At 69.2% G+C, this 25,657-nt stretch carries 19 protein-coding genes; 5 read left to right on the top strand and 14 right to left on the bottom strand.

Translation table 11 applies throughout. The features are described from left to right. Positions 1–321: 321 nt before the first annotated feature. The 4 genes from HDC34_RS06370 to HDC34_RS06355 all read right to left on the bottom strand — a co-directional run bounded on the left by HDC34_RS06370 (position 322) and on the right by HDC34_RS06355 (position 6,632). Positions 322–2,472: an anthranilate synthase component I gene (locus HDC34_RS06370; RefSeq protein WP_308807279.1), complete on the bottom strand. Its 2,151-nt coding sequence runs from the start codon at positions 2,470–2,472 to the stop codon at positions 322–324. Between the two features lie 24 nt (positions 2,473–2,496). Next, positions 2,497–4,287 carry a chromosome partitioning protein gene (locus HDC34_RS06365; RefSeq protein ID WP_179556278.1) on the bottom strand — a complete coding sequence of 597 codons (1,791 nt, stop codon included), beginning with the start codon at positions 4,285–4,287 and terminating at the stop codon, positions 2,497–2,499. 16 nt (positions 4,288–4,303) lie between these two features. Beyond that, the gene (locus HDC34_RS06360; protein WP_179556277.1) at positions 4,304–5,302 is read right to left on the bottom strand and encodes a malate dehydrogenase; all 999 of its coding nucleotides are present in this window, start codon (positions 5,300–5,302) and stop codon (positions 4,304–4,306) included. A gap of 112 nt (positions 5,303–5,414) precedes the next feature. Further along, on the bottom strand, positions 5,415–6,632 hold the full coding sequence (locus HDC34_RS06355) for an NADP-dependent isocitrate dehydrogenase (RefSeq protein WP_104312672.1): 1,218 nt from the start codon (positions 6,630–6,632) through the stop codon (positions 5,415–5,417). Positions 6,633–6,718: 86 nt separating this feature from the next. On the opposite strand from HDC34_RS06355, the gene HDC34_RS06350 reads away from it, so the two are divergent. Beyond that, positions 6,719–7,195 (top strand): GNAT family N-acetyltransferase, encoded by a 477-nt coding sequence (locus tag HDC34_RS06350; RefSeq protein WP_104312673.1) that lies wholly within the window; start codon positions 6,719–6,721, stop codon positions 7,193–7,195. Between the two features lie 63 nt (positions 7,196–7,258). On the opposite strand, the gene HDC34_RS17740 is transcribed toward HDC34_RS06350, so the two are convergent. From HDC34_RS17740 to HDC34_RS06330, 4 genes are all read right to left on the bottom strand, one after another. Continuing rightward, positions 7,259–8,560: a dimethylarginine dimethylaminohydrolase family protein gene (locus HDC34_RS17740; RefSeq protein WP_257023084.1), complete on the bottom strand. Its 1,302-nt coding sequence runs from the start codon at positions 8,558–8,560 to the stop codon at positions 7,259–7,261. A gap of 66 nt (positions 8,561–8,626) precedes the next feature. Then, positions 8,627–10,288 (bottom strand): bifunctional phosphoribosylaminoimidazolecarboxamide formyltransferase/IMP cyclohydrolase, encoded by a 1,662-nt coding sequence (gene purH / locus HDC34_RS06340; protein WP_179556276.1) that lies wholly within the window; start codon positions 10,286–10,288, stop codon positions 8,627–8,629. Further along, positions 10,285–10,893 (bottom strand): phosphoribosylglycinamide formyltransferase, encoded by a 609-nt coding sequence (gene purN, locus HDC34_RS06335; RefSeq protein WP_179556275.1) that lies wholly within the window; start codon positions 10,891–10,893, stop codon positions 10,285–10,287. Before purN ends, purH begins: the two co-directional genes overlap by 4 nt. Before the next feature lie 62 nt (positions 10,894–10,955). After that, on the bottom strand, positions 10,956–12,608 hold the full coding sequence (locus tag HDC34_RS06330; protein WP_179556274.1) for a DUF6350 family protein: 1,653 nt from the start codon (positions 12,606–12,608) through the stop codon (positions 10,956–10,958). Positions 12,609–12,640: 32 nt separating this feature from the next. On the opposite strand from HDC34_RS06330, the gene HDC34_RS06325 reads away from it, so the two are divergent. Then, the gene (locus tag HDC34_RS06325; protein WP_179556273.1) at positions 12,641–13,015 is read left to right on the top strand and encodes a chorismate mutase; all 375 of its coding nucleotides are present in this window, start codon (positions 12,641–12,643) and stop codon (positions 13,013–13,015) included. Between the two features lie 271 nt (positions 13,016–13,286). On the opposite strand, the gene HDC34_RS06320 is transcribed toward HDC34_RS06325, so the two are convergent. From HDC34_RS06320 to HDC34_RS06300, 5 genes are all read right to left on the bottom strand, one after another. Continuing rightward, positions 13,287–15,143, bottom strand: coding sequence for an ABC transporter ATP-binding protein (locus HDC34_RS06320; protein ID WP_179556272.1), 1,857 nt, complete (start codon positions 15,141–15,143; stop codon positions 13,287–13,289). Continuing rightward, positions 15,140–17,065: an ABC transporter ATP-binding protein gene (locus tag HDC34_RS06315; RefSeq protein WP_179556271.1), complete on the bottom strand. Its 1,926-nt coding sequence runs from the start codon at positions 17,063–17,065 to the stop codon at positions 15,140–15,142. Before HDC34_RS06315 ends, HDC34_RS06320 begins: the two co-directional genes overlap by 4 nt. 199 nt (positions 17,066–17,264) lie before the next feature. Next, on the bottom strand, positions 17,265–18,149 hold the full coding sequence (gene sucD / locus HDC34_RS06310) for a succinate--CoA ligase subunit alpha (protein WP_068479974.1): 885 nt from the start codon (positions 18,147–18,149) through the stop codon (positions 17,265–17,267). A gap of 32 nt (positions 18,150–18,181) precedes the next feature. Next, positions 18,182–19,351 (bottom strand): ADP-forming succinate--CoA ligase subunit beta, encoded by a 1,170-nt coding sequence (gene sucC / locus HDC34_RS06305; protein WP_104312680.1) that lies wholly within the window; start codon positions 19,349–19,351, stop codon positions 18,182–18,184. A gap of 165 nt (positions 19,352–19,516) precedes the next feature. Then, positions 19,517–21,976: an ATP-dependent helicase gene (locus tag HDC34_RS06300; protein ID WP_104312775.1), complete on the bottom strand. Its 2,460-nt coding sequence runs from the start codon at positions 21,974–21,976 to the stop codon at positions 19,517–19,519. 58 nt (positions 21,977–22,034) lie between these two features. On the opposite strand from HDC34_RS06300, the gene HDC34_RS06295 reads away from it, so the two are divergent. Further along, positions 22,035–22,994: an aldo/keto reductase gene (locus HDC34_RS06295; protein ID WP_179556270.1), complete on the top strand. Its 960-nt coding sequence runs from the start codon at positions 22,035–22,037 to the stop codon at positions 22,992–22,994. A gap of 116 nt (positions 22,995–23,110) precedes the next feature. On the opposite strand, the gene HDC34_RS06290 is transcribed toward HDC34_RS06295, so the two are convergent. Beyond that, positions 23,111–24,136, bottom strand: coding sequence for a glycerophosphodiester phosphodiesterase family protein (locus HDC34_RS06290; RefSeq protein WP_179556269.1), 1,026 nt, complete (start codon positions 24,134–24,136; stop codon positions 23,111–23,113). A gap of 38 nt (positions 24,137–24,174) precedes the next feature. On the opposite strand from HDC34_RS06290, the gene HDC34_RS06285 reads away from it, so the two are divergent. Beyond that, positions 24,175–24,594 carry a DUF3054 domain-containing protein gene (locus HDC34_RS06285; RefSeq protein WP_179556268.1) on the top strand — a complete coding sequence of 140 codons (420 nt, stop codon included), beginning with the start codon at positions 24,175–24,177 and terminating at the stop codon, positions 24,592–24,594. A gap of 108 nt (positions 24,595–24,702) precedes the next feature. Further along, complete coding sequence (locus HDC34_RS06280; RefSeq protein WP_104312684.1) at positions 24,703–25,581, top strand: Bax inhibitor-1/YccA family protein; 879 nt, start codon at positions 24,703–24,705, stop codon at positions 25,579–25,581. Positions 25,582–25,657 lie beyond the last annotated feature (76 nt).

Here is a 25,657-nt window from a genome sequence, read left to right as displayed (position 1 = left end):
CTTCCGGGACGAGACGACGCCAACGGGCCCCGGGCGCCTCAGCCACGCGCATCCAACACGGAAATTGGACCGGCCGGTCTACTGCGGGTGCCGTTGGCAGGCGTCAAAGGTCGTCGCTGAGTGCTCCGCTGCCAACGAGCAGCGCCGCGGCGCTGCCGCCCACGGCCTCTTGACGCCCAAGGCACCCGTGACGGCGCCCGGCATCCGTGCCTGACGCTTGCCCTGACCGACTTGCGTGACGAAAACGCTCCCGACGCCCGTCAGCACGCCAGATCTTCCCGTCCATCACGGAAGTCGGCCACGCGCTATGACGGACGTGGCTCAGGCCGCAGGCACCCGCGCGGGAATGCGCTCCATGACGGCCTCGATGATGCGCTTCCCGGCTGAGTCGCGGAGCGTCATGAGCGATTCCGGGTGGAACTGCACCGCGAAGATCGGCAGGTCTCGGTGCTGGATCGCCATCGGGATGCCGTCGTCGTCGGATGCGACGAGCACGAGGCTCTCCGGCATCGTCGCGGGGTCGATGTGGAGCGAGTGGTATCGGCCCGTGACGAAGCGCTCCGGCAGGGCGTCCAGGAATCCCGGGTTGGTCACGACGACCTCCCGCTCCTGCCCGTGCAGCGGGTACCCGAGCTGGCCGAGGGATGCGCCGAAGTACTCCCCGATGGCCTGCTGCCCGAGGCAGACGCCGAAGATGGGAAGCGAACGGTCGACGATCTCGTCGAGCAGCTCGGACGACTTGAAGTCGCTCGGCGCGCCGGGCCCGGGCGACATGACGACAAGCGATGGCTGCTGCTCGTCCAGGATGCGGGCCATCTCCTCGCGCTCGATGCCGCCCTTGGGGATGCGCACGGTGCGCACTTCTGCGCCGGTCTCGCGCATGTAGCCGGCCAGCATCTGCACGAACGAGTCCTCGTGGTCGAGGAAGAGGATGCGGTGACCGCGGCCGCTCAAGGAAGGCGCCGGCTCGGCGGCGACCTTGGGGGATGCGGACTCGGCGGCGGCGTCGAGCGCCTCGAGGAGCGCGGAGGCCTTCATCTCGGTCTCGAGCTCTTCGGCGGCTGGGGTCGAGTCCATGAGCAGCGTGCCGCCGGCGCGGACCTCGGCGATGCCGTCGCGAATCATGGCGGTGCGGATCGTCAGCCCGGTGTTGACGTCGCCGTTGGCGTGCAGCACGCCGATGGCCCCGCCGTACCAGGTGCGCGGGCTGCGTTCGTGCTCGTCGATGAAGCGCATGGCCCAGATCTTCGGGGCCCCGGTGACGGTGACGGCCCACATGTGGGTCGCGAACGCATCCAGCCCGTCGAATTCGGGGCGCAGTCGCCCCTCGACGTGGTCGACCGTGTGGATGACCTTCGAGTACAGCTCGACCTGGCGTCGGCCGATGATCTTGATCGACTCGGGCTCGCAGACGCGCGACTTGTCGTTGCGGTCCACGTCGGTGCACATGGTGAGCTCGGAGCGGTCCTTGTCGCTGTTGAGGAGCTCGAGGATGCGGTCGGCGTCTTCGATCGCGTCGGCCCCGCGGGCGATGGTGCCGGAGATGGGCACGGTCTCGACGCGGCTGCCCGCGACGCGGACGAACATCTCGGGGCTGGCGCTCACGAGGAACTCCTGCCCGCCGAGGTTCATGAGCGCGCCGTACGGGGCCGGGTTGTTGCGCTTCAGGTAGGCGAAGACGTCGGCTGGGGTGGTGCGGACGGGGCGTCGGAAGGCCTGACCGGGCACGACCTCGAACAGGTCGCCGCGGGCGAAGGAGGCCTTGGCCGACTCGACGAGCGCCGCGTACTCCCCCGGCTCGTGGTCGCGCGATGACTGCGCGGATGCTGCGGGTGCGACGAAGGGGCTCGGCACCCGGGTGCGTGGCATGCCCTCGGTCGAGGTGATGCCGTCGGAGAACTCGAAGTCGTGGCGCGTGGCGTCGCCGCGCTGGCGGTCGACGGCGAGCACGGAGTCGGGCAGGAACACGACGAGGTCGCGCTGGTCGCCGCCGTTCGGGGCGTCGAGGGCCTCGATCTGCCGCACGAGGTCGTAGCCGAACGAGCCGTAGAGGCCGAGGTGGGGCGCGTCGTCCGGCATGGTCTCGATGATGGCTCGCAGCACGCTGAAGCTGGAACGCCTCCGCGTGCGCTGCTCTTCCGGGATGATCTCGTCGCGCTGCGAGGTCACGTCGATCTCGACCTCGCCGTCGGCGAGCACCCGCACCGTGACGCCATCCAAGCGCTCGAACGCCTCGGTGAAGGCTTTCAGCGGGATGCTGCCGCGCTCGTTGAGGGCGCGCATCCGCAGGGCGAAGCCTCGCCCCTCGATCATGAGCGGAGGATCGATGAACCCGATGTCCCATCGCGTGTACCTGCCCGGGTACTCGACGCCGGACGAGAGGACGACTCCGTAGCGGTCGTTGAGACCGGTCTGGATGTCGTCCATCTCCTCCGGGCTGGCAGCACGGGAGGTGTGGGTGATCGTGAGCACTGGGTTCCTAGGTCTGGGATTCGGTCAGAGGCGTTCCGCGATGGCGGCGGTCGCGGTGCGCCACGCGTCGCGCGTCGCGGGCTTGAGGCTGGACACGCTCAGCTCACCACCGCCGACGAAAGCCTGGTCGTACGGTACCTCAACGACGGCGCGGGTGAGCCGTTCGAAGTGGTGACGCAGACGGACGGTGAGCGCCTGGTCCTCCTTCGCCGAGGGGCTCGAGAGGATCGTGACCGCGTTCTCGAGCTTGTCCCCGAAGCCCCGCTCTCGGAGGCCGTCGGCGAGCCAGGCTGCGGATGCGGCGGTGTCCTCGCGCGCGGTGGAGACGATGACGAGCTGGTCGGCGACGTCGAGGGCGGCTTCCCAGTTGCTGGCGCGCATGTTGTTGCCGGTGTCGACGACGAGCACGCGGTAGAAGCGGCTGAGGGTGCGGTGCATGCGCGAGAACGCCTCTGCGTCGATGATGGCGGCCGAGGCCGCGTCGTCGTCGGAGGCGAGCACGTCGAACTGGGCGTCGCCCTGGGGTCGTACGAAGCGGTCGACGTCGGCGATGGTCGCGCCTCCCGAGACCTCGAAGCGTGGCAGCTGCCTGAGGAAGTCGACGGCCGTGTTGCGGTGGCTGCCTGGGTGCGAGCGCCACCCGAGGGTGCCGCGCGTCTCGTTGTTGTCCCAGGCGAGCGTGTAGCCGCCGCGGATCTCACCGAACGTGGCGGCGATCATGAGCGTGGCCGTGGTCTTGTGGGCGCCGCCCTTGGGGTTCATGACGACGACGGTCCTTGATCCGTCGAACTGGCGCTGCACTCGGCGGATCTCGTCCCGCTTGATGCGCTCAGCTTCGCCCGGGCCGAGCTTGATGAGCCCTCCGGTGCCGACGCGCAGCGCGCTGCGCCATCCCTGCTGGGCGGGCGCTTCGGGCGCCGCCTGCTTGTCGGCGAGGAGGTCGGCGAGGGTCGGCGCGGAGGTGTCGCTCTTGCGCCGCTCCGGGGCGGTGCTGGATGCGGCCTTCGACACGGTGCCTGCCGAGGCGGATGCGGCGACCGGTGCGGTGTTCGTCGGTCTGGGCGGCAGGCCGGGTCGGATGATGTCGCGCGGTCCCGTCTCGACATTCTCGACCTCGTCGAGGTCGCGCTGCGCGCGGGCGTCGCGGGGGAAGCGCGGCTGCCACGGTTGGGTGTCCTCGAGGCCGTCTTCGTCGATCCGGTCCTCGAACCACACGGGCGGGGTCTCCGCCTGTGGCACGGGCGCGCCCTGCGTCGCGTCGCGTCGTCCGTCGTCGAGCTCCGGCGCGGGGGCTGGCCCGGCTGCCTGTCCCTGCGGCGGGCCGGGGATGACGCCATCGTCGTCGGACTCGTGGTCGAGCGCATGGTGCATCATCTCGACTCGAGGGATGCGCACGGTCTCGTGCACGTTGCCCTGCGGGAGGAAGCCATCGCTGTTCGCGCCTGTCGAGGCCTCGTAGCCGCCGTCGACGGCCGGCTCAGCCGAAATGCCCGACTCCGCTGGCTCGGCGTGCGCGAGCCGGTCGGTCAGCTGGTCGTCGCCAGGAGCGAGCTCGCCGACGTCGCCCGTCTCGACGAGGCTTCCATCTGGCGACACCCGGAGGGGGAAGACGCCGTCGATGTCGATCGTGCGGAGGTCGATCACGATCTCCTCGCGCGTCGCGCGATCGACGACGCGCGTCATGATCTCCGAGCGAAGCTCGTCCGCGTCGGCCGCGATGATGCGCTCGACAGCGCCGCCTTCCCGGATCTCGCCGACGCCGTCACGACGGATCAGCACCTCCAGTGCGAGGACGTCCGGTTCGGCATTGGTCATTGCTGCTCTTCTCACTTCAGGAGGTCGACGGAACGAATCCCAGACGGACAACGCTATCGCGTTCCGCTTCGAGGTCCGCGACGGTCGCCGCGAGGCGCGTCCGCGTCAGCTCGCTGAGCTCGAGGCCCTGCACCACCTCCCACTGGCCACCACGCGAGATCACCGGCACTCCGGCGACGAGCCCCTCGGGGATCCCGTAGTGGCCCTCCGACGGCAGGGCCGCCGTCGTCCAGTCCCCCTCCGGTGTGCCGAGCACCCAGTCGCGCACGTGGTCGACCGCGGCCGAGGCCGCAGACGCGGCGGAGGACGCCCCGCGGGCCGCGATGATGGCGGCTCCGCGCGTCGCGACGGTGGTGGTGAAGTCGCCGTCGATCCACGCGTCATCGGCGATGCGCTCACGAATCGGGACGCCGCCGATCGTGCCGTGGTCGACATCCGGCACCTGCGTGTTCGAGTGGTTGCCCCAGACGTGGATGCGGGACACCTCTCCGGCGCCGACGCCTGCCCTGGCCGCGAGCTGCGCGATGGCGCGGTTGTGGTCGAGGCGCATCATGGCCGTGAACCGCTCCCCCGGCACGTCGGGGGCTGCCGCGCGCGCGATCAAGGCGTTCGTGTTGGCCGGGTTTCCGACGACGAGCACGCGGATGTCGTCAGCGGCGTGCTCGCCGATCGCGCGTCCCTGGGGCGCGAAGATGCCGCCGTTCGCCTCGAGCAGGTCGGCTCGGTCCATGCCGTCGCGCCTCGGCATGGAGCCGACGAGCAGCGCGATGCTCGTGCCATCGAAGGCCGCATCGGCGTCGTCGAAGACGTCCACGGAACGGAGCAGCGGGAAGGCGCCGTCCGCGAGCTCCATCGCCGTTCCCTCAGCGGCCTTGACAGCCTGCGGGATCTCCAGGAGCCGCAGCTCGACCGGGGTGTCGCCGAGCATGGAGCCGGATGCGATGCGGAAGAGGAGCGAGTAGCCGATGTTGCCTGCTGCTCCCGTGACGGTGATGCGGACTGGCGAGGTGCTCATGCATCCACCCTATTCTCCGCAGGCCAGGAGCCAGCCGCACGCAGAAGCCCCGCACCCTGCCAAAGCAGGATGCGGGGCTTGTGAGGCGAGAGCCCCTGTGCCGTGATGTCGCCTACGCGGACACTCGTGCGGCGAGGTTCTCGGCGATCGAGTTCATGAAGTCGTCGGTCGTCTGGTACGGGGTTCCCTCACCGACGAGCGCGGCGAGGTCCTTCGTCATCTTGCCGGACTCGACGGTCTCGATGACCACCTCTTCGAGGGCCTGCGTGAAGTCGATGAGGTCCTGGTTGCCGTCGAGCTTGCCGCGGTGCGCGAGGCCGCGCGTCCAGGCGTAGATCGAGGCGATCGGGTTCGTCGACGTCGGCTTGCCCTGCTGGTGCTGACGGTAGTGGCGCGTGACCGTGCCGTGCGCGGCCTCAGCCTCGACGACCTTGCCGTCGGGCGTCGTGAGCACGCTCGTCATGAGCCCGAGCGAGCCGAAGCCCTGCGCGACGGTGTCCGACTGCACGTCGCCGTCGTAGTTCTTGCAGGCCCAGACGTAGCCGCCCTCCCACTTGAGCGACGCCGCGACCATGTCGTCGATGAGGCGGTGCTCGTACGTGATGCCGGCAGCCTCGAACTTGTCCTTGAACTCGGCCTCGAAGATCTCCTGGAAGATGTCCTTGAAGCGACCGTCGTACTTCTTCAGGATCGTGTTCTTCGTCGACAGGTACACGGGGTAGCCGCGCGTGAGTCCGTAGTTGAGCGACGCGCGAGCGAAGTCGGTGATCGACGCGTCGAGGTTGTACTGCACCTGGGCGATTCCGTCGCCCGGCGAGTGGAAGACCTCGAACTTCTGCGGCTCGGAGCCGTCGTCCGGCGTGAACTCGACCGTGAGCTTGCCCTCGCCGGCGAAGCGGAAGTCGGTAGCCCGGTACTGGTCGCCGAACGCGTGGCGGCCGACGATGATGGGCTTGTTCCAGCCCGGCACGAGGCGCGGGATGTTCGAGATGATGATGGGCTCACGGAAGATGACGCCGCCCAGGATGTTGCGGATGGTGCCGTTCGGGGAGCGCCACATCTGCTTGAGGCCGAACTCCTCGACGCGTGCCTCGTCTGGAGTGATCGTCGCGCACTTGATGCCGACGCCGTGCTTCTGGATCGCGTGAGCCGCGTCGACCGTGATCTGGTCGTCGGTCTCGTCGCGCTTCTCGATGCCCAGGTCGTAGTACTCGAGGTTCACGTCGAGGTACGGGTGGATGAGCGTGTCTTTGATCTTCTGCCAGATGATGCGGGTCATCTCGTCGCCGTCGAGCTCGACAACCGTTCCTTCGACCTTGATCTTCGCCATAAAGTCCTCCTTCTGCGCGCGGTTTGCCTCCAGCCTACCGGGGACGCATTCGGAGAAATACTCAGACGGACCGCTACTCTGCATCCATGAGCGAGCTGTATATCGAAGAGCTGTCCGCCGACAACATCGTCGCCGCCAACACGCTCACGCTGAAACCAGGCCAGGAGGCGTTCGTCGCGCCCGTCTCGCACTCGATCTCGGAGGCCTACGTCAACCAGACGACGTCGTGGCCGAGGGTCGTGGTGCTCGACGGTCGGGTCGTGGGCTTCATCATGGCGAACTTCGATGAGGACGCCCCCGACGAGCTGTTCAGGGCCACGATCATGCGCATGAACGTCGACGCGGACTTCCAGCGCCGCGGCGTCGGGTCGTTCGCCGTCACGGCGATCCTCGACGAGGCCGCACGCCGCGGGTTCGACAAGGTGACGACCATCTGGGAAGAGGGCGACCTGGGGCCGGGAGATTTCTTCCGGAGCCTGGGCTTCGTCGTCACGGGTGAGACGCAGTACGGGGAGACGATCGGTGAGCGCGTGCTCAACGACCACGGCACCGGCTCGCTGTGACGCGGGCCGATGCCGTGATTCGCTGACGCGAGCTCGAGCTGTGCCGCCGCCCTCGGCTTCCGCCTAGTAGGCGCGGGCCGAGAGGCAGGTGACGCCGCCCTCGAGCTTCTCGAACTCCGAGATGTCGAGGGACACGACACTGTAGCCGAGGCGCTTCACGAGCTTCGCGGTCGCCGGGGCGGCCGCTGACACGAGAACGGTCTCGGAGTCGAGCGGCAGGACGCTGGCTCCCAGCAGCTCTGGTGCCTCGATGTAGCCGCCGAAGAGCGACGGCTGCTCGAGGGCCGGCGTCCACGCGATGACGGTGCCGTCCGGCAGCGCCGTCGCGACGGTCTTCAGGTGCAGGGCACCCCTGATGGGCACCGCGACGACCCGGTAGCCGAGGTCGAGCGCGATCTCGCGGAGCGCGCGGATGCCCTCCGCGTTGGTGCGCGTGGAGGCACCCACATAGACCGTGTCGCCAGCCAGGAGCACGTCGCCGCCATCCAACGTCGCCGGGGCCTCGATCTCCATCGTGACGAGCTCGGTCTCGGCGAGCGCCGCGCGCACGCCGGGCAGCTCGGCGCGCCGGGACGCCGCACCGCTGCGACCCAGAATCGCGACCTCACCTAGCACGATCACCTGGTCCTCGGTGAAGACCGAATCCGGCATGGTCTCGGCCGCAGGGACCTCGCGCGTCTCCCAGCCGTGCTCATCGAGCAGCGCCACATAGGACTCCCACTGCTCGTTGGCGCGATCCCGATCGACCTCGGCTCGCTCCTGGAACGTGACCTGGGCGTCCTGCGGGTTCGCGGCGGGGATGCGCACGAGTGCGAGCTTGCTGTTCGACTCGGAGAACCGTCGGAGCTCCCCGGCGTGCGCGACCCGCCCGGACACATCCCGGAGCATGTCGGCGACCTGCCGACGGAACAGGGCGGGCCCGATGATGGCCGTGTACACCGTGGCGGACACGAGGAACACGAAGTTGAGTCCGAAGAACTCCATGAAGATCGCCGACCAGGTCTCGCCAGTGAAGTCGGCACCGCCCGTCGCGAGCCGCACGACGTACCCGACCGTGCCAGCGATCAGCGCCAGCACGAACCCGGCGATCGCGGCGATCCACCAGTTCCTGAGCCAGCCGAGCCAGCCGACGAGCGTGACGAGGAACAGCAGAACCAGCACCGGCAGCGAGTAGAAGTCGAACGTGTTGCTCAGGGTGGTGAACGGCGAGAGGACGAGGGTCAGGTCGCGCTCGTTCATCACGACCAGGCAGGTGAGGAGCGTCGCCAGTGCAACCCCCATGGCGCTCACGAGCGCCGCGTTGAAGCGTGTTCCGCCGTCGAGCTGGCTCACGCGGGTGACGGGTTGGGAGGTGTTGGTGCTCAATTGCTGCTCTCGTGGAAGTCGGATGCGGGTTCGGGCGGACCTGCGCGACACGCAGATCGGCGCGGGTCAGTGGAAGAAGTGGCGCTCGCCCGTGAAGTACATCGTGACGCCTGCCTTCTCTGCGGCGGCGATGACCTCCTCGTCGCGGATGGACCCACCCGGCTGGACGACGGCGCTCACGCCAGCTTCAAGCAGCACTTCGAGGCCGTCCGCGAAGGGGAAGAACGCGTCGGACGCCGCGACGGATCCGGCGGCGCGCTCCCCCGCGCGCGAGACGGCGAGGTGGCAGGAGTCGACGCGGTTGACCTGGCCCATCCCGACACCCACGGAGGCTCCGTCTGAGGCGAGGAGGATCGCGTTCGACTTCACGGCGCGGCATGCTCGCCACGCGAACTCGAGGTCCTCGACGGCCTGACCTGCGGCAGGCGCACCCGCCACGAGCGTCCATCCCTCGATGAGCGACGCGTTCGGCTCGAAGCGATCCGCGCTCTGCACGAGGAAGCCGCCGGAGATCTGCCGCACCTCGCGCTCCTCGAGGGCGGGGTTCGCCGGGAGCTGCAGGAGACGGATGTTCTTCTTCGCGCTCAGCACCTCGAGCGCCTCCGGCGCGAAGCTCGGAGCGATGACGACCTCGGTGAAGATCTTGGAGAGCGTCTGCGCCATCTCGAGCGACACCTCGCGGTTCGCAGCGACCACGCCGCCATACGCGCTGACCGGGTCGCAGGCGTGGGCGCGACGGTGTGCCTCGGCGATTGCCTCAGCGGGTGCGAGCCCTTCCGGTGCCACGGCGATGCCGCAGGGGTTGGCGTGCTTGATGATGGCGACGGCTGGCGCGGCGTGATCGAACGCCGCGCGAAGCGCCGCATCCGCGTCGACGAAGTTGTTGTACGACATCTCCTTGCCGTGGAGCTGCTCAGCCTGGGCGGTTCCCCGACCGTCGGCGCGGCCGTAGACGGCGGCGACCTGGTGCGAGTTCTCGCCGTACCGCAGCGTCGCGAGCTGCGTGCCCTGGAGCGTGAACGAATCCGGAAGCGTGTCCGAGGCGGTGGCCAGCATCGATCCGTCCCCGGCCTCTGCTCCCCCGACCTCTGCGATGTGGGATACGAACCATGCGCCGACCGCCTGGTCGTAGCTCGAGGTGTGCTGGAACGCGGCCGCCGCGAGCGCGCGACGCGTCGACAGCGTGACGCCGCCGCCCTGGATCTCCTCGAGCACCTTGGCGTAGTCCCCAGGAGACGTGACGATCGTGGCGTTCGCGAAGTTCTTCGCCGACGCGCGCACGAGCGCTGGCCCGCCGATGTCGATCTGCTCGATGATCGCGGGCGCATCCGCCCCTGACGCCACCGTCTCCACGAACGGGTACAGGTTGACGACGATGAGCTCGAACGGGGCGATGCCGAGCTCCTCGAGCTGGCGGACGTGGTCGTCGATGCGGCGGTCGGCGAGGATGCCGGCGTGCACCCCGGGGTGCAAGGTCTTCACGCGGCCGTCCAGCGATTCGGGGAACCCCGTCACCTGCTGCACGTCGGTGACCTCGAAGCCGGCCTCACGGATGGTCTTCGCGGTCGACCCCGTCGAGACGATCTCGACCCCGGCGGCTTTCAAGCCAGCCGCGAGCTCGGTGAGGCCGCTCTTGTCGCTCACGGAGACGAGCGCGCGCTTCGGCTCGATGCGCTCGAGGGTCGTCAGCGACCCGTGGGAAGGTCCGTGGGAGGCGGGGGTGCTCATGCGGTGGCTCTTTCCTCGAGTGCGATTTCGCCGGAGGCGACGCCTCTGACGGTGTCTTCCAGCAGACGGCGCTCCACGACCTTGATGCGGTCGTGAAGCAGCTCCTCGGTGTCACCGGGGAGCACGGGGATGCGGACGCGATCGATGATCGGTCCGGTGTCGACACCGTTGTCGACGACGATGATGGAGGCGCCCGTCTCGGCGACGCCGGCCTCGAGCGCGTCGCGCACGGCGTGGGCACCGGGGAACTCGGGCAGGTACGCGGGGTGGGTGTTCAGCAGGCGCGGGGCGAGCGCATCCACCACGGCAGGCGGCACGAGGCGCATGAACCCCGAGAGCAGCGTCAGGTCGGGCTCGAATCGCTGTATCTGCGCCAGCAGTTCCTCACCCCAGGCCGCCCTGTCGGCGAAGTCCTTCGGCCGCACGACGAACGACGGGATGCGGAACTCCTCCGCGAGCGCGAGGCCAGCGGCCTGCGTGTCCGCGCCGATCGCGACGACCTCGGCCCCGATGGGCCAAGCGGAAGCGGCAGATGCCTGGAGTGCCTCGAGCAGCGCACGCAGGTTCGAACCAGCGCCGGAGATGAGGACAACGACCTTGAGCACCGGGTCAGTCTAGTCGAGTGGCGATTCCCGTCATCCCGAGAGTCGTCGCAGGTCGGGGCTCGTCAGTCGTCGATGTCGATATCGGCGTAGATGTCGGGCTCGTCGTCGTAGCGCGGGTTCTCGACCTTGAGCCGCTTCGCGCGGCGGATCTCCGACGTCTGGCGTTCCGCCGGCGGGTCGTCGGCCCGCACCTCGAGCGCGGTCCCCGGCTTCTTCTCGGACTCGCCCGGGTCCTCGAAGCGCTTCGAGACGGCGTCAGCCACCCACGGGCGCTCGTCGGCGCTGTCCCTTGACGAGCGACGCTTCGCGGCCGACGACTTGGCCGCACCGCTCGCGCCCTTCCCGGACGAAGCCGGCGCAGTCGATGCGCCTGCAGGCGCATCTCGCTTTGCGGCGTTCGCACTGGCGCGAGAACTCGCTGTCCTTGACCCTGCCTTCGTCTTTGCTGTTGCCTTCGCCGTCGACGTCGCGTCCACCGGCTCGTCGTTCTCCCGCGCATCGCGGCGGCGGTCGGACTCATCCGCGTCGTCGTCGAACTCCTCAGCCGAGAGCGGCACAAGCGCGCCGACCAGCGCGCCAAGCGCAAGCGTCCCGAAGGCGCTCGCACCAGTGAGGAGCGGGAATGGCCCGACGTCGGCGAGCCGCCCGGGGCCGGCGGAGCCCCCCGCGGCGAGCGCCAGGACCCCGATAGCGACAGCGGCGACACCGGCGGCGACAAGCGCGACCGAGATGCGCGACCACACCCCGCGCGCGGCACCAGCTGGCGCGTGCATCCGTACGCCGACCATCGCCGCGAGGCCGACGAGCACGGGGACCGCGATGACGGAGATCGCGAGCAGCGGCGGCGAGGCGGAGATCGCACCGAGGAGCGGCACGACCGGCATCGGGCCGACCAGGGTCTCGGTCGGGGTGACACTCGAGCCGGTGCCGAGCGCGAAGCCGGTGCCGAGCATCCACGCCGCAGACCAGACGACGCCGTTGACGGCGATCACGAGCTGGCTCAGGCCCACGACGATCGCACTGGTCACGTCGAGCGGCAGCGATTGGAACAGGGCCAGGACGCTCGCGAGGCCCACCACCACGGCGATGACGAGGAGCACCGCACCAGCACCAAGCACGCCCGTGATCATGATGCCGGCGGCCCGGAGACCCTGTGTGAGGAGCGCGCGGCCGCGCGTTTCGAGGCTCGAGACGGCGGCTTCGATGGGGGCGACCTGCCAGGCCCTGGCTCCGATGAACGCGGAGCCGAGGAAGATGACTGCGCCCACGATCGTGGTCTGCCAGACGCCGATGTCGATGCCGCGACCGGTGGCCGCAATGGAGACGCCGGCGGCGCAGGCTGAAAAGACGGCGGTCGTGAAGAGCAGGCCCGGCCAGACCATGTCGGAACCGGCACGGATGCGCACGCCCGTCACGCGAGCCAGCCACACGGTGATGAGCGTCAGGCCGAGCGGCATGACCCGCAACGTGAAGGCAATCGCCTCGCTGCCAGCAGGCAGGAGGCCTGAGCTCGGGTCGATCGCAGCGTTCACGAAGCCGCCGAGCGAGAGCGCCCAGACGGCGGCCGCGTACTGGAACCCAGCCAGGAAATCACTGCCGAAGCCAGCCGTCGCCAACTGCACCGCGACGACCGCGATCAGCGGGACGCCGAGGCCGACCGCGGCCGCGACAAGCGCGTCGACGGCCGAGTACAAGTACGTGATCGGGCGAGGCATAGCACCCCGACGATAGCCGCTAACCTGCCGGAATGACTGGATCAACAGGCCCGCAGGACATGACCGGCATCCGCGCGGCGATCGACTCCCTCGACGCGCAGATCGTCGCCCTCATCGGCCAGCGGCAGCGGTGGGTGGAGCGTGCAGCCGTCGCGAAACGAGGGCAGGGGCAGGGCGCCGTTCGCGCTCCGGCGCGTGTGGAGCAGGTCATCTCCAAGGTGCGCTCGCTTGCCGAGTCGGCCGACGCGTCACCCGACGTCGTCGAGGCCACCTACCGCGCCATGATCGGTGCCTTCATCGCGCTCGAGCTGCGAGAGCAGGCCGGCGAGGCCCTCAACTCCGCCTCGGACTCCGCCTCCGCCTCGGACTCGGACTCGGCCTCGGACTCGGACTCGGCCTCGGCCTGACCAACTTCCGGGATCGCTGAACCCGCGGGTGAGCGAAGACGCCCCAGCGGCGCCATCCATCACGCAAGTTGGCCAGGCCCGCGGCGGCGATCCCGCGGGCAGCTGACCAACATCAGTGCGATATCGGCCCGAATCGGTCGTTCAGGCCGGAATCGGGGTGATATCGCACTGATGTTGGTCAGGACAAGCGGCGACCCGTGGGCGCGCGCGGCGTGCGGAGCGGCGAAGTGGCGTGCAGACGGGGTGCAGCTGCCGATGCCGCCGCGGCTGCTCAGCGCTCGAGGAGCTGCTGGAACGGGCCGCCCGCGTGGCGCAACCGCTCGGGCGAGCCGACCTCGACGATGCGGCCAGCGTCGAGGACGAGCACCCGGTCGGTGTCGCCGAGCGTGTCGATGCGGTGGCTGATCTCGAGGATGCTACGTCCAGCGGCCCACGCGGCGAGGCGCTCACGGACGGTCTGCTCGGTGGCCGCATCGAGCGCGCTGGTCGCCTCATCGAGCACCAGCAGCTGCGGGTCGGCCAGCACGGCTCGCGCGATCGCGACGCGCTGGCGTTGTCCGCCGGAGAGCCCGCCGCCGCGTTCCCTGACGGGGGTGTCGAGACCCTTCGGCTGCTGCAGCACCCACTCGTCGAGTGCTGCGACGCGCAGCGCGGCGAGGATCTCCTCGTCGCTCGCGTCGGGCTTCGCGAGCGACACATTCTGGCCGACCGTGCCGTCGCTCAGGTAGGGACGCTGCGGGACGAGGGCCGTACGGGTTCGCAGTTCGTCGAGCGTGATGTGCTGCAGCGGCTCTGGCGCGACGTCGGCGTCGCGACGGAGCGAGACCACCCCTCCGAGTGGGTCCCAGAATCGCAGGGCGAGGGAGGCGATCGTCGACTTGCCGCTTCCGGAGGGGCCGACGACCGTCAGGTGCTCGCCGGTGCGCAGGTCGAAGGTGATGTCGTCGAGCACGACCCGGTTGGCGGAGGCGAGGGCTTCTGGATCCGAGCCGACTCCCGCCGGATACGCGAAGGTGACTCCATCGAAGGCGAGGGCCACCGGATGCTCGCGGTGCTCCTCCCGGACGGAATGGGCGTGGCCAGTTCCACGCGTCTGCGCGCGTGCATCCGTGACGATCGGCGACCGTTCGATGACCTCGTACAGGCGAGCGGCGCTTGCGAACGACGCGTTGAGGTCGGTCACGAAGCTCTCCACGGCTCGGGTCGGCACGAAGAGGCCGATGGCGACGGCGAGGGCGACGAGCAGCTGCGACCAGGTCAGGTCACCGGCCACCACTGCCGAGCTTCCGATGAGGAGGGCCGTGAGCACGGACCCCCACTGGAGGACGACGACAAGCGCGCCGCGCGCGGCGGAGATGCGGGACGCGAGCGACGACGAGCGAGCACCAGCCTCACCCCGCGCATCCAGATCGTCGAGGCGCGCTTCCGCATACTCGAAGGCCAGAATCTCCCGGGCTCCCTGCACGGAGTCGCTCACGTGCTGGGCGACGACGCCCTTCGCGGCGACGGCCTCCTGCGAGGCGCGCCAGCTCGTGCGGCCACCAAGCGCCGGGACGACGAGCACGACGAGCACGACGAAGGGGGCGATCACGAGCGCGAGTGCCACCCCCTGTGTGACGCCGAGCCACGTGAGGGCGATGCCCGGGACGAGCACCGCTGAGATGGCTGGCGGCGCGGTGTGGGCGAAGAAGACTTCGACGCGGTCGATGTCGCGCGTGGCTCGCTCGCTGAGCTCCCCGCTGCCGGCTCCCTCCGTGGCCGCGGGCGATTGAGGCGCGAGCCGGGCGTAGAAGAGATCTCGCAGTCGAGCGAGCGCGGCGAACGCCACGAAGTGTCCGCTGAACTGCTCGAGGTAGCGCAGCACAGCCTTCGCCAGCGCGAGGCCGACCATCGTCACGACGGTGGCCGAGAGCGAGAGCCCGCCGGAGACGCCGATCACCGCGACGACGAGGATCGCGATGCCGGCCAGCTGACCGACGACCCGCAGCACGGTCGCCAGGGCGAGCGGCCACAGCAACGGCGCTGTCTGACGCAGCAGCCATGCGACCAGCTGCCCCCTGTTCGGCCGCTGTGGGGTGGACTGCTGCGGAACCGCTGGGGGCTGCTGTACGTTCGTCGCCGCGTTCATGCGCGCTCCCCCGTTCGGGCAACGCTCGCGGAACCCCCTGGTTTCGGGCTCACCGCACCATCGCTCGCGGCGGATGCAACGGGTGGGGCATCGACCGGTGCGTGTGCGTCGGGTTCGACGGACCCGAGACGCACGACGCGGTTCGCCGCAAGGATGCTCGTCGGCCGGTGAGACACCATGATCACGGTCCGCCCCTCAGCAAGATTGCTCAATGCGCGCGTGATGAGCCGCTCTGAGCGCAGGTCCACCTGGGCCGTCGGCTCGTCGAGGAGCAGCACGCTCGCGTCACGGAGGAATGCCCTCGCGATCGCGACGCGCTGCGCTTGGCCGCCGGAGAGCGCGAGTCCGCTCTCGCCGACCTGCGTCGCGAGTCCGTCTGGCGCACGCTCGAGGTCGCCGCGCAGCTCAGCTGCTTCGAGCGCGGCCCACAGCTCGTCGTCGCTTGCGTCCGGCTTCGCGACCCGCAGGTTCTCCGCGACGGTGCCAGTGAAGAGGAACGTGCTCTGCTCGACGACGGCGAGCTCGGCGCGGGCGTCTGCGCTTCCGGCGGGCGCTCCACCGACGAGAACCTTCCCTTCGCGAGGGGCGAGCAGCCCCTGGGCCAGGGTCAGCAGCGTCGACTTTCCAGAACCGCTTGGCCCTGTGATGACGATCCGCTCACCGGCGTCGACGCGAAGCGAGTAGTCGGTGAGGATGTTCGGCGCCTGGTCGTAGCCCGCGGTGACGCCCCGAAGTTCCAGGGCGGCGGGTCCGCCCGCGGCTGCGGGCTCACCTGTCGCTGTTCGTTCTGCAGGCCTGCCCGGCCGCGTGGCGATCGCGGCGCTCAGCTCCCGCTCGGCGCTCCGGCCCGTCATGCCGATGTAGAAGAACTGTCCGACGATGTCGACCGGCCCTGTCAGCAAGGTCGACAGAAGCACGATCGCGACTGCCTGCCCCGGCGTGATCGCGCCGTCGCCGAGGCGCCACACCGCGAGCGCGGCGGCGCCCGTGATCATGGCGAGCGAGAAGACGGCGTCGACGGCCAGGATCAGCACCTGGTTGCCTGCGAGCAGGCGCATGACGTTGCGCCGGTTCTGCTCGCCGCGGACCCGGAGCTCGTCCCCGACGCGCGTCGCCGCGCGGTTGAGGGTGAGCGTCGTGAGTCCCTGGATGGCGTTGAGGAACGCGGCGGAGAGCTGCGCGGCGCTGCGCCGGTAGGCGCCGGTCGAGGAGCGGAACGCCCGCTGCACGCCGATGATGATGAGTGGGATGAGCGGGACGAGCAGCAGCAGCAGCCCGGCGGTGAGCGGGTCGATCGCAACCGCGATGACAAGCAGCACCAGGAGGGGCGTGGTCAGCGAGGCGATGATCGGCCCGAGGAAGCCCGCCCGGTAGGCGGCTGCTCGTTCGACGGATGCGGTGGCGGTGCTCACGAGCGCTCCCGTGCGCTCCCTCCCGAGCGCCAGGGGCCCGACGGTGAAGAGCTCGCCGACGAGGAGGCGACGGAGGTCACGTTCGGTCGTGCTCTTGCTGCGCTGGACGAGGATCGTCGAGCCCGCTGCGGTGGCCGCGGCGACGAGGACCAGGACCACGAGCAGCCCGATGACGCCCCCGCTCGGCGACGCACCCGCGAGAACGCCGTCGAGGACGCGCCCGACGAGCAGGAGCGCGCATGCCAGCGCGAGGGCCTGGAGCCAGCCGAGCGCGAGGGGCCCGGCGACGCGGGACCGCGGGGTCGCCGCGACGATGCGCGGGTCCAGCGGGACGGACGCGGCACCAGGGTGTCCGCCAGGGTGTCCGCCTGGCCGGCCCCCAGGATGGCCTCCTGGTGTTCCGGCGGGGCGCCCGCCTGGGTGGGGGCCGGGGCGCGCCCCGGGATGCCCGCCCGGATGCGCGCCGGCGTGACCGGGCGGTCGTGCGGGGGCCGACTCTGGTCGTGACACGTGCGTCCTGTCTCGAATCCTGGCCCGTCGGCGTGAATCCGGCGGAAGTTCAAGCGCGCGACGCGACGCGGGGGCGTCGAGTCGCGGTGAGACGAATGGGCTGCAGCCCGTGTTTCCACGTGACTGCAGCCCACTTCGTCGTGTGCAGAGCCGATGCTCTGCGCTGGTTGCGAGGCGCCTCGCGGCGCCCGGCCGCTCGCTAGAGCGCTGCGTAGACCTCGCGAAGGAGGTTGGCCGTCTCGGTGGGCGTCGTGCCCACGCGAACGCCAGCGGCCTCGAGGGCCTCCTTCTTCGCCTGCGCGGTTCCCGCGGAGCCGGTGACGATGGCGCCGGCGTGGCCCATGGTCTTGCCCTCGGGGGCCGTGAAGCCTGCGACGTAGCCGACGACCGGCTTCGTCACGTGTGCCTTGATGTACTCGGCCGCACGCTCTTCGGCGTCGCCACCGATCTCGCCGATCATGACGATCGCCTTCGTGTCGGGGTCAGCCTCGAACGCTTCGAGGGCGTCGATGTGCGTCGTGCCGATGACGGGGTCGCCACCGATGCCGATGGCGGTCGAGATGCCGAGGTCGCGGAGCTCGTACATCATCTGGTACGTGAGCGTGCCCGACTTCGAGACGAGGCCGATGGGGCCAGCACCGGTGATGTTCGCGGGCGTGATGCCGGCGAGCGACTTCTCCGGCGAGATGATGCCGGGGCAGTTCGGGCCGATGAGGCGGGTCTTGCCGACGCTCTGCGCGTGCGACCAGGCCTCGGAGGAGTCCTTGACCGGGATGCCCTCGGTGATGGCCACGGCCAGCGGGATCTCCGCGTCGATGGCTTCGATGATGGCGTCCTTGGCGAAGGCCGGCGGCACGAAGATGACGGTGACGTTCGCGCCGGTGGCCTCGATGGCCTCCTTCACGGTGCCGAAGATGGGGAGTTCCTTGCCCGCGAGCTCGAGCGTCTGCCCGGCCTTGCGAGGGTTGGTGCCGCCGACGATGTTGGAGCCGGCTTCGAGCATGCGCGTGGCGTGCTTGGAGCCCTCCGAGCCGGTGATGCCCTGAACGATGATCTTGGAGTTCTCGTCGAGGAAGATCGACATTGTTGTTCCTTCTCTGCTTTTCTTCTGGCGACTCAGGCGCGGGCGGCGAGTTCGGCGGCCTTGTCGGCTGCCTCGTCCATGGTGGCGACGACGGTCACGAGGGGGTGGTTCGCCTCGGCGAGGATGCGACGGCCCTCCTCGACGTTGTTGCCGTCGATGCGGACGACGATCTGCTTGGTGGCTGCGTCGCCGAGCGTGTTGAGGGCGCCCACGATGCCGTTGGCGACCGCGTCGCACGACGTGATGCCGCCGAAGACGTTCACGAAGACCGACTTGACCTGCTCGTCGCCGAGGATGACGTCGAGGCCGGCGGCCATGACCTCAGCGGATGCTCCGCCTCCGATGTCCAGGAAGTTGGCGGGCTTCTGTCCGCCGTGCTTCTCGCCTGCGCCAGCGACGACGTCGAGCGTCGACATGACGAGGCCTGCGCCGTTTCCGATGATGCCGACGGAGCCGTCGAGCTTCACGTAGTTGAGGTCGTGCGCCTTGGCCTTGACCTCGAGCGGGTCGAGTCCGCCTGCCGCCTCGGCGAGCGCGACGTGGTCGGCGTGACGGAACTCAGCGTTCTCGTCGATCGTGACCTTGCCGTCGAGTGCGACGATGTCGCCGCCCTTGGTGAGCACCAGCGGGTTGACCTCGACGAGCGTCGCGTCTTCCTGGTTGTACACCTCGTAGAGCTTGACGAAGACGTCGGCGACCTTCGCGACGAGCTCTTCTGGGAAGTTCGCGGCGCGCGCGATCTCTTCCGCCTTGGCTGCGTCGATGCCGCGGATGGGGTCGACGGCGATGCGCGCGAGGGCCTCAGGCTTCTCGACAGCGAGCTGCTCGATCTCCATGCCGCCTTCAACGCTCGCCATGGCGAGGTAGGAGCGGTTGGCACGGTCGAGGAGCACGGAGAAGTAGAACTCCTGGTCGATGTCCGCACCCTGCGCGATCATGACCTTCTCGACGATGTGGCCCTTGATGTCGAGGCCGAGGATGGCCTCCGCAGCGGTGAACGCCTCATCTGGGGTCTTCGCGAGCTTGACGCCGCCGGCCTTGCCTCGACCGCCGACCTTGACCTGCGCCTTGACGACGGTCACGCCGCCGATCTTCTCGGCTGCGGCCTTCGCCTCCTCGGGCGTGTAGGCCACGAGTCCCTGGAGAACTGGAACACCGTGGGCGTCGAATACATCTCGCGCCTGGTACTCAAAGAGATCCACGTTTCATCCCATCCGCGACGCGTCGTCGCGTTCGTTCGCCCGAGCCTTCGGATTCTCGCGCTCGAGCCTTCAGAATTTGCAGAGCGGACCGCATCGCCGGCAGGCAGTGTGTGCCCGCCGCCCGGCTAAACACGTCCGTCGTCCAGCCTAGTGCCCGCGCGCGCCTCAGTTGGTCAGCTTCTCAATCGGCGCGAGCTTCACGAGCAACTTCTTGCGCCCGGCACTGTCGAAGTCGACCTCCGCGATGCGCTTCGCCTCGCTGCCGAGGATCGCGCGCACCGTGCCCTCGCCGAAGTCGACGTGCGAGATGCGATCGCCGGCGACGAGCTCCATGCCGCTGTTGTCGCGCATCTGTCCCGTGACCTCGTTGATCCACTTCTGCTTCGGTTTCGCCTTGGGGGCCGTCTCGCGACCCGCATCCGAGTCTCGGAAGCGGACCGCGCTGGAGAAGCCGGCGCTGCCCGCGTCGGAGGAGCTCCTGCCGTAGCCGCCCGCCGTTCCGTAGCCTTCGCTGCCGAGCGGCTTGCGTGCTGAGGTGACCGATCGCTGCTCGTAGCCGCCACGGCCGCCTGCGGCACCGGGCGAGACCCGCCACTCGATGAGCTCCTCGGGAATCTCCTGCAGGTAGCGGCTCGGCAGCGACGCGGCGGTCTCGCCGAACTGCGAGCGCATCATCGCCAGCGAGAGGTGGAGGCGCTTGCGGGCGCGCGTGATGCCAACGTAGAACAGGCGCCGCTCTTCCGCGGGGCCGCCCGGCTCGTCGGCGGCGATGCGGTGCGGCAGCAGCTCCTCCTCGACGCCCGTGATGAAGACCGAGTCGTACTCGAGACCCTTCGCGGTGTGGAGCGTCATCAGCACAACCGCGCCGGACTCGTCGATGAGGTCGTCTGCGGCTGCGACGAGCGCGACGTCGGTGAGGAAGTCGATGACCGAGCCGCCAGCGTTGTTCTTGTCGAACTCCGCTGCGACCGAGATGAGCTCTTCGACGTTCTCGGCACGCGCCTCGTCCTGCGGGTTGCCGGTCTGGAGCAGCTTCTCGAGGTAGCCGGTGCCCTTGACGATCGTCTTGAGCGTCTGGCTCACGGTCTTGCGTCCGGTCGGCGAGTCGATGTCGAGGCCGGCCGTCGCGTCGTCGAGCAGCTTCGCGAGCTGAGCGATCGCACCGGTGACCTTCGGACCGAGCCCGAGCTCGCCGGCACGCCGCATGGCGTCGCGGAAGGTGATGCCGTACCTGTTCGCGAAGTCCCAGATCGCCGTCTCGGTGGCTGGGCCGATCGAGCGCTTCGGGGAGTTGAGGATGCGTCGCGTCGACAGCTCGTCCGCCGGGTTGACGAGGGCGGTCAGGTACGCGATGAGGTCCTTGATCTCGGCGCGCTCGTAGAACTTCGTGCCGCCCACGAGGCGGTACGGCACGGCGGAGCGGATGAAGATCTCCTCCAGCGCACGCGTCTGCGCGTTGGTGCGATAGAAGACGGCCATGTCGTTGTAGCTCTGGCCGGCGTCGCGGAGCTTGTGGATCTCATCGGCTACGAACTGCGCCTCGTCGTGCGCCGAGAACCCGGTGAAGCCGACGATCTTCGCGCCCTCGCCGCCGTCGGACCAGAGCTTCTTGTCGACGCGATCGAAGTTGTTGCGGATGACGGCGTTGGCTGCCGAGAGGATGTTCTGCGTCGAGCGGTAGTTCTGCTCGAGCAGCACGACCTTGGCGTTCGAGAAGTCGCGCTCGAACTCGCTGATGTTGCGGATGTCGGCACCGCGGAAGGCGTAGATCGACTGATCGGAGTCGCCGACGACCGTGAGCGATGCGCCGGGGATGCCGCCGCGCTCGTCGAGCTCCATCCGGGTGTCGAGCGGCACGTGCTGCGGCTCGACGGGCCTCGTGAGCTCCCGGATGAGCGAGTACTGGGCGTGGTTCGTGTCCTGGTACTCGTCGACGAGCACGTGACGGAACCGTCGCTGGTACTGCGCCGCGACGTCGGGGAAGGCGCGCAGCATCCACACCGTCTGCGAGATGAGGTCGTCGAAGTCGAAGGCGTTGGCGCGGCGCAGCGACTGCGTGTACTGCCGGTAGATGTCGAGGAACATGGCGTCGCGGGGGTCGCTCATGTTGGCCTGGCGGGCGAACCCGTCGACGTCGGTGAGCTCGTTCTTGAGCTTCGAGATGCGCGACTGGACGCTCGAGACCGTGAAGCCAAGCACATCAGCCTCGAGCGACTTCACGATGCGCTTGATGAGCGCCTTCGAGTCGGCGGAGTCGTAGATGGTGAAGCTCGTGGTGAAGCCGAACTTGTCTGCCTCGCGGCGCAGGATGCGCACGCAGGCCGAGTGGAACGTCGAGATCCACATGCCATCCGCAGCACCGCCCACGATGTGCTGGATGCGCTCGCGCATCTCGGCGGCGGCCTTGTTGGTGAAGGTGATCGCGAGGATCTGGCTCGGCCACGCCTCACGGGATGCGATGAGGCCGGCGATGCGGTGGGTGAGCACCCGCGTCTTGCCGGAGCCCGCACCCGCCACGATGAGCAGCGCGGGGCCGCGGTAGGTGACGGCTTCCTTCTGTTGCGGATTGAGTCCGTCAAGGAGGTCGTTTTCAGAGGGATCGAAGACTGGTGGCAGTAGCGTCATGACTCGTTGATTGTAGGTGCGGCCACCGACATCGCGTGGGCCGCAGAAGGGAATCACCTTGACCACGCAGCTCTCCCCCGCCCGCCGCGCGCTCGGCGGCACGCTCTCCGTCTCCCCCGTCGCGCTCGGCGGCAACGTGTTCGGCTGGACCGCCGACCGCGACGCGTCGTTCGCGATCCTCGACGGCTATGTCGAGGCCGGTGGCAACTTCATCGACACCGCCGACGTCTACTCGGCCTGGATCCCCGGCAACTCGGGGGCCGAGTCCGAGACGATCATCGGCGAATGGCTCCGCTCGCGCGGGCGTCCGGAGGATCTGGTCATCGCGACCAAGGTCGCCCAGTTCGCCAAGCGGCCCGGACTCAGCGCCGACAATGTGCGTGCAGCGGTCGACGACAGCCTCAAGCGCCTCGGCGTCGAGCAGATCGACCTCTACTACGCGCACCGAGACGACCCGGAGACGCCCATCGCCGAGACGGCGGGGGTCTTCTCCGAACTCGTCGATGCCGGCAAGATCAAGGCCATCGGCGTCTCCAACTACTCGCCGACCCGTCTGCGCGAGTGGCTCTCCGCCGTCGAGAGCCACCGACTGCACCAGCCCACTGCGCTGCAGCCCGAGTACAACCTCCTCGAGCGCGACATCGAGGGCGAGCTCCTGCCCCTGGCACGCGAGGCCGGCCTCGGGGTCGTCCCGTACTTCGCGCTTGCGCACGGCTTCCTGACCGGGAAGTACCGCAAGGACGTCGAGGTCGACTCGGCCCGTGCGAGCTCCGTGGAGCAGTACCGCACCGATCGCGGCTACGCGATCGTGGATGCGGTTGCGGACATCGCGCAGGCCCACGGCACCCAGCCGGGAACGGTCGCGCTCGCCTGGCTCGCAGCTCAGCCCGGCGTCGTGTCCCCGATCGCCAGCGCCCGCACCGCTGAGCAGCTGCCGCTCATCACGGACGCGTTCACGCTCGCGCTCACCGACGACGAGCTGCGGACGCTCGACCGCGTCTCCGCGCAGGTCGCCTAGGCGCAGTCAGCGCCCGCTCGATCCTCGCTCGAGCAGAGAGGTGCGAGAGATGCAGGTTCTCGGTCGCGGGAACCTGCATCTCTCGCATGTCTTGTCCGTGCGGCCGGGTCCGAGCGCTACGCGCGCGGCGTCTGCGCATCGACGAGCGCGCGGACGCGGTCGGGCGCATCCGCGAAGACGCCGTCGACACCCGTGCGCAGGATGCCCCGCCAGTACGCCTCGGGGCACCCCTCGAACGTCGTCGGTAGGAACGCGTCCTCCGGACGCAGGGTCCACGTGTACACCCCGAGGCCGCGGGCGTGAGCTCGCTCGACCAGCCTGCGACCCGCCTGGGGATGCGCGGCGCTCGCCTCGTCGCGCACCCCGAGCAGCAGGTGGCTGAGGCTGATGCCGTCCGCCCACCCCGCAACCGCATCCAGCCCCGGCCCCGTCAGGTCGCTGGCGTAGCTCTGCGCGCGGGAGCCGTCCCGCGCGAGCCGATCGTGCGGGGCCCCCTCGTCGTCGATCAGGTAGACCAGCGATGCGTCCGCCGCGATGCCTCGCCGCCGAAGGTCGCGCAGCACCTCGCCCTCGAAGCTCTCGATGACGAGTCCCTCGAGCGCGGGTGAACCCCACAGCCCGACCAGCTCGCGTTCGAGCAGCGCAGCCAGATCCGACCCGAGCTCGCGGAACCAGCTCGCGTGCTTGAGCTCGATCACCAGGCGTGGCCGTGCTCCCGCCGCGGTCCGCTCGTGCTCCACCAGCTCGACGAGCTCGCGAAGCCGCATCAGCGCCGACGTCCCGTCGCAGAGGGCATTGGCGGGGCGGATGTGGGGGATGCGCTCGACCGCCCGCAGCGACCCGAGCTGTTCCCACGTGAAGTCATGCGCAAACCAGTCGGTGAGCGACCCGTCCGGTGTCGAGCGGGTGCGAGCGGGCCCGAACTCGGTTGGGCGTGCGGCGATGTCGGTGCTCGCCCCGAGCATGGGCTCGTGGCGGATGAGGAGCACGCCGTCGCGAGTCGGGACGACATCCGGCTCGAGCGCATCGGCGCCCTGCCGCACGGCGAGGAGGTACCCCTCGGCCGTGTGCTCTGGCCGGTACGCGGGGGCACCGCGGTGGCCGATGACGAGGGGACACTTGTGCTGGCTTGGCGCGTTCACGCGCGCAGTGTGCCGGACCCAGGCGTACGGTTGGTGTCATGCGGCGAACACGTTCGGTCTATCGCGCTGGCGGCGGCTACGCGCTCCCCCTCATCGTCGATCTCCTCCTCGTCGTGGTGTTCGCGGTCATCGGGCGGATGAGCCACGCAGAGGGCCTCTCGCTTGCGGGCATCGTGACGACCGGCTGGCCGTTCGTCCTGGGCCTGCTCCTCGCCTGGGTGCTCGTGACGCTCTTCCGCTGGAAGCCCTGGCGCCCGTTCCCGGCCGGCGTCTTCGTCTGGATCGTGACCGTCGGCGGCGGGATGCTGCTGCGCCTCATGATCGGCGACACCGCCGAGGTCGCCTTCATCATCGTCGCCTCTATCGTGCTCGGCGCGTTCCTGCTCCTGCCGCGACTGCTGCTCGGCACGGGCCGCGACGCCCGCTCGACGAACGAGGCGAGGGCCGCCGTCCGCTGAGGGCGCACACCTCCAAGTCGTATTCACGAACTCTTTCGTTAGAATCCCGGCAACCCCGTCTCTGGCGGGCATCTTGACCTTCGAGACAGAACGGACTCACGGACAGCCATGGCGAATTCCGCGCTAGAACGCAACCCCTACTTCAACGGGGAGGCACGCAGGCAGCACGGCCAACAGTTCGGCCAGGCGCCCACCGCTCCCTCCTACGGCAACGCACCGTCCGCGTCGGCCTACGGGCAGCAGCCTCCCGCGCCGCTCACCGCCGACCAGCTGAACGCCCAGTTCCAGGCACCGCCTGCGACACCTGACCAGATGGAGCGGATGTCCTACGAGGACACCATCGCGAAGACCGCTGGCCTCTTCGGCATCGTGCTCGTCGCGGCTGCTGTGGCCTGGTTCGTGCCGATGCTCATGATCGTCGGCGCGATCGGCGCGCTTGTGCTCTCGCTCGTGCTCGCGTTCCAGCGCGAGCCCAAGACGGGCCTCATCTTCGCGTTCGCCGCGGCAGAGGGCCTCCTGGTCGGTGGCCTCTCCTCGATCCTCGAGGGGATGTTCCCGGGCATCGCCATGCAGGCCGTCCTCGCGACGTTCTCCGTGGTGGCCGTGACGCTTGTGCTGTTCCGCTTCGGCAAGGTCCGCACCTCGCCGCGCATGACGAAGATCGTGCTCGTCGCGATGCTCGGCTACGCGCTCTTCTCGCTCATCAACTTCGGCATGATGATGTTCGGGTTCGAGAGCGCGGCTGGCCCGTGGGGCATGCGCTCCATGGAGGTCTTCGGTATCCCGCTCGGCGTGATCCTCGGCATCTTCGCCGTCCTCATGGGCGCGTACATGCTCGTCATGGACTTCGAGCTCATCAAGAACGGCGTCGAGGGTGGCGCTCCCCGCAAGTACGGCTGGATCGGTGCGTACAGCCTCGTCTCCACCGTCGTCTTCATCTACGTGGAGATCATCCGCGTGCTGGCCATCCTGCGAGGCAACAACTAGCGCAGAACATCCCCCCGGGATGTGAGAAGGGCCGCTCCGAGAGGAGCGGCCCTTCGTGCGTCCGACCTGCGGTGCG

Source organism: Pseudoclavibacter sp. JAI123 (genome assembly GCF_013409665.1).
Lineage (GTDB): Bacteria > Actinomycetota > Actinomycetes > Actinomycetales > Microbacteriaceae > Pseudoclavibacter.
Note: the sequence above shows the minus strand (reverse complement) of the source record. Positions and strands in the feature narration are given on the sequence as shown.

What these genes read in the sequence shown, in the direction of transcription:
- HDC34_RS06365 (WP_179556278.1), bottom strand. Translation starts at nt 4,287, where the DNA reads ATGACCAATGCCGAACCGGACGTCCTCGCACTGGAGGTGCTGATCCGT.
- HDC34_RS06360 (WP_179556277.1), bottom strand. Translation starts at nt 5,302, where the DNA reads ATGAGCACCTCGCCAGTCCGCATCACCGTCACGGGAGCAGCAGGCAAC.
- HDC34_RS06355 (WP_104312672.1), bottom strand. Translation starts at nt 6,632, where the DNA reads ATGGCGAAGATCAAGGTCGAAGGAACGGTTGTCGAGCTCGACGGCGAC.
- HDC34_RS06350 (WP_104312673.1), top strand. Translation starts at nt 6,719, where the DNA reads ATGAGCGAGCTGTATATCGAAGAGCTGTCCGCCGACAACATCGTCGCC.
- purH (WP_179556276.1), bottom strand. Translation starts at nt 10,288, where the DNA reads ATGAGCACCCCCGCCTCCCACGGACCTTCCCACGGGTCGCTGACGACC.
- HDC34_RS06330 (WP_179556274.1), bottom strand. Translation starts at nt 12,608, where the DNA reads ATGCCTCGCCCGATCACGTACTTGTACTCGGCCGTCGACGCGCTTGTC.
- HDC34_RS06325 (WP_179556273.1), top strand. Translation starts at nt 12,641, where the DNA reads ATGACTGGATCAACAGGCCCGCAGGACATGACCGGCATCCGCGCGGCG.
- HDC34_RS06320 (WP_179556272.1), bottom strand. Translation starts at nt 15,143, where the DNA reads ATGAACGCGGCGACGAACGTACAGCAGCCCCCAGCGGTTCCGCAGCAG.
- sucD (WP_068479974.1), bottom strand. Translation starts at nt 18,149, where the DNA reads ATGTCGATCTTCCTCGACGAGAACTCCAAGATCATCGTTCAGGGCATC.
- HDC34_RS06300 (WP_104312775.1), bottom strand. Translation starts at nt 21,976, where the DNA reads ATGACGCTACTGCCACCAGTCTTCGATCCCTCTGAAAACGACCTCCTT.
- HDC34_RS06285 (WP_179556268.1), top strand. Translation starts at nt 24,175, where the DNA reads ATGCGGCGAACACGTTCGGTCTATCGCGCTGGCGGCGGCTACGCGCTC.
- HDC34_RS06280 (WP_104312684.1), top strand. Translation starts at nt 24,703, where the DNA reads ATGGCGAATTCCGCGCTAGAACGCAACCCCTACTTCAACGGGGAGGCA.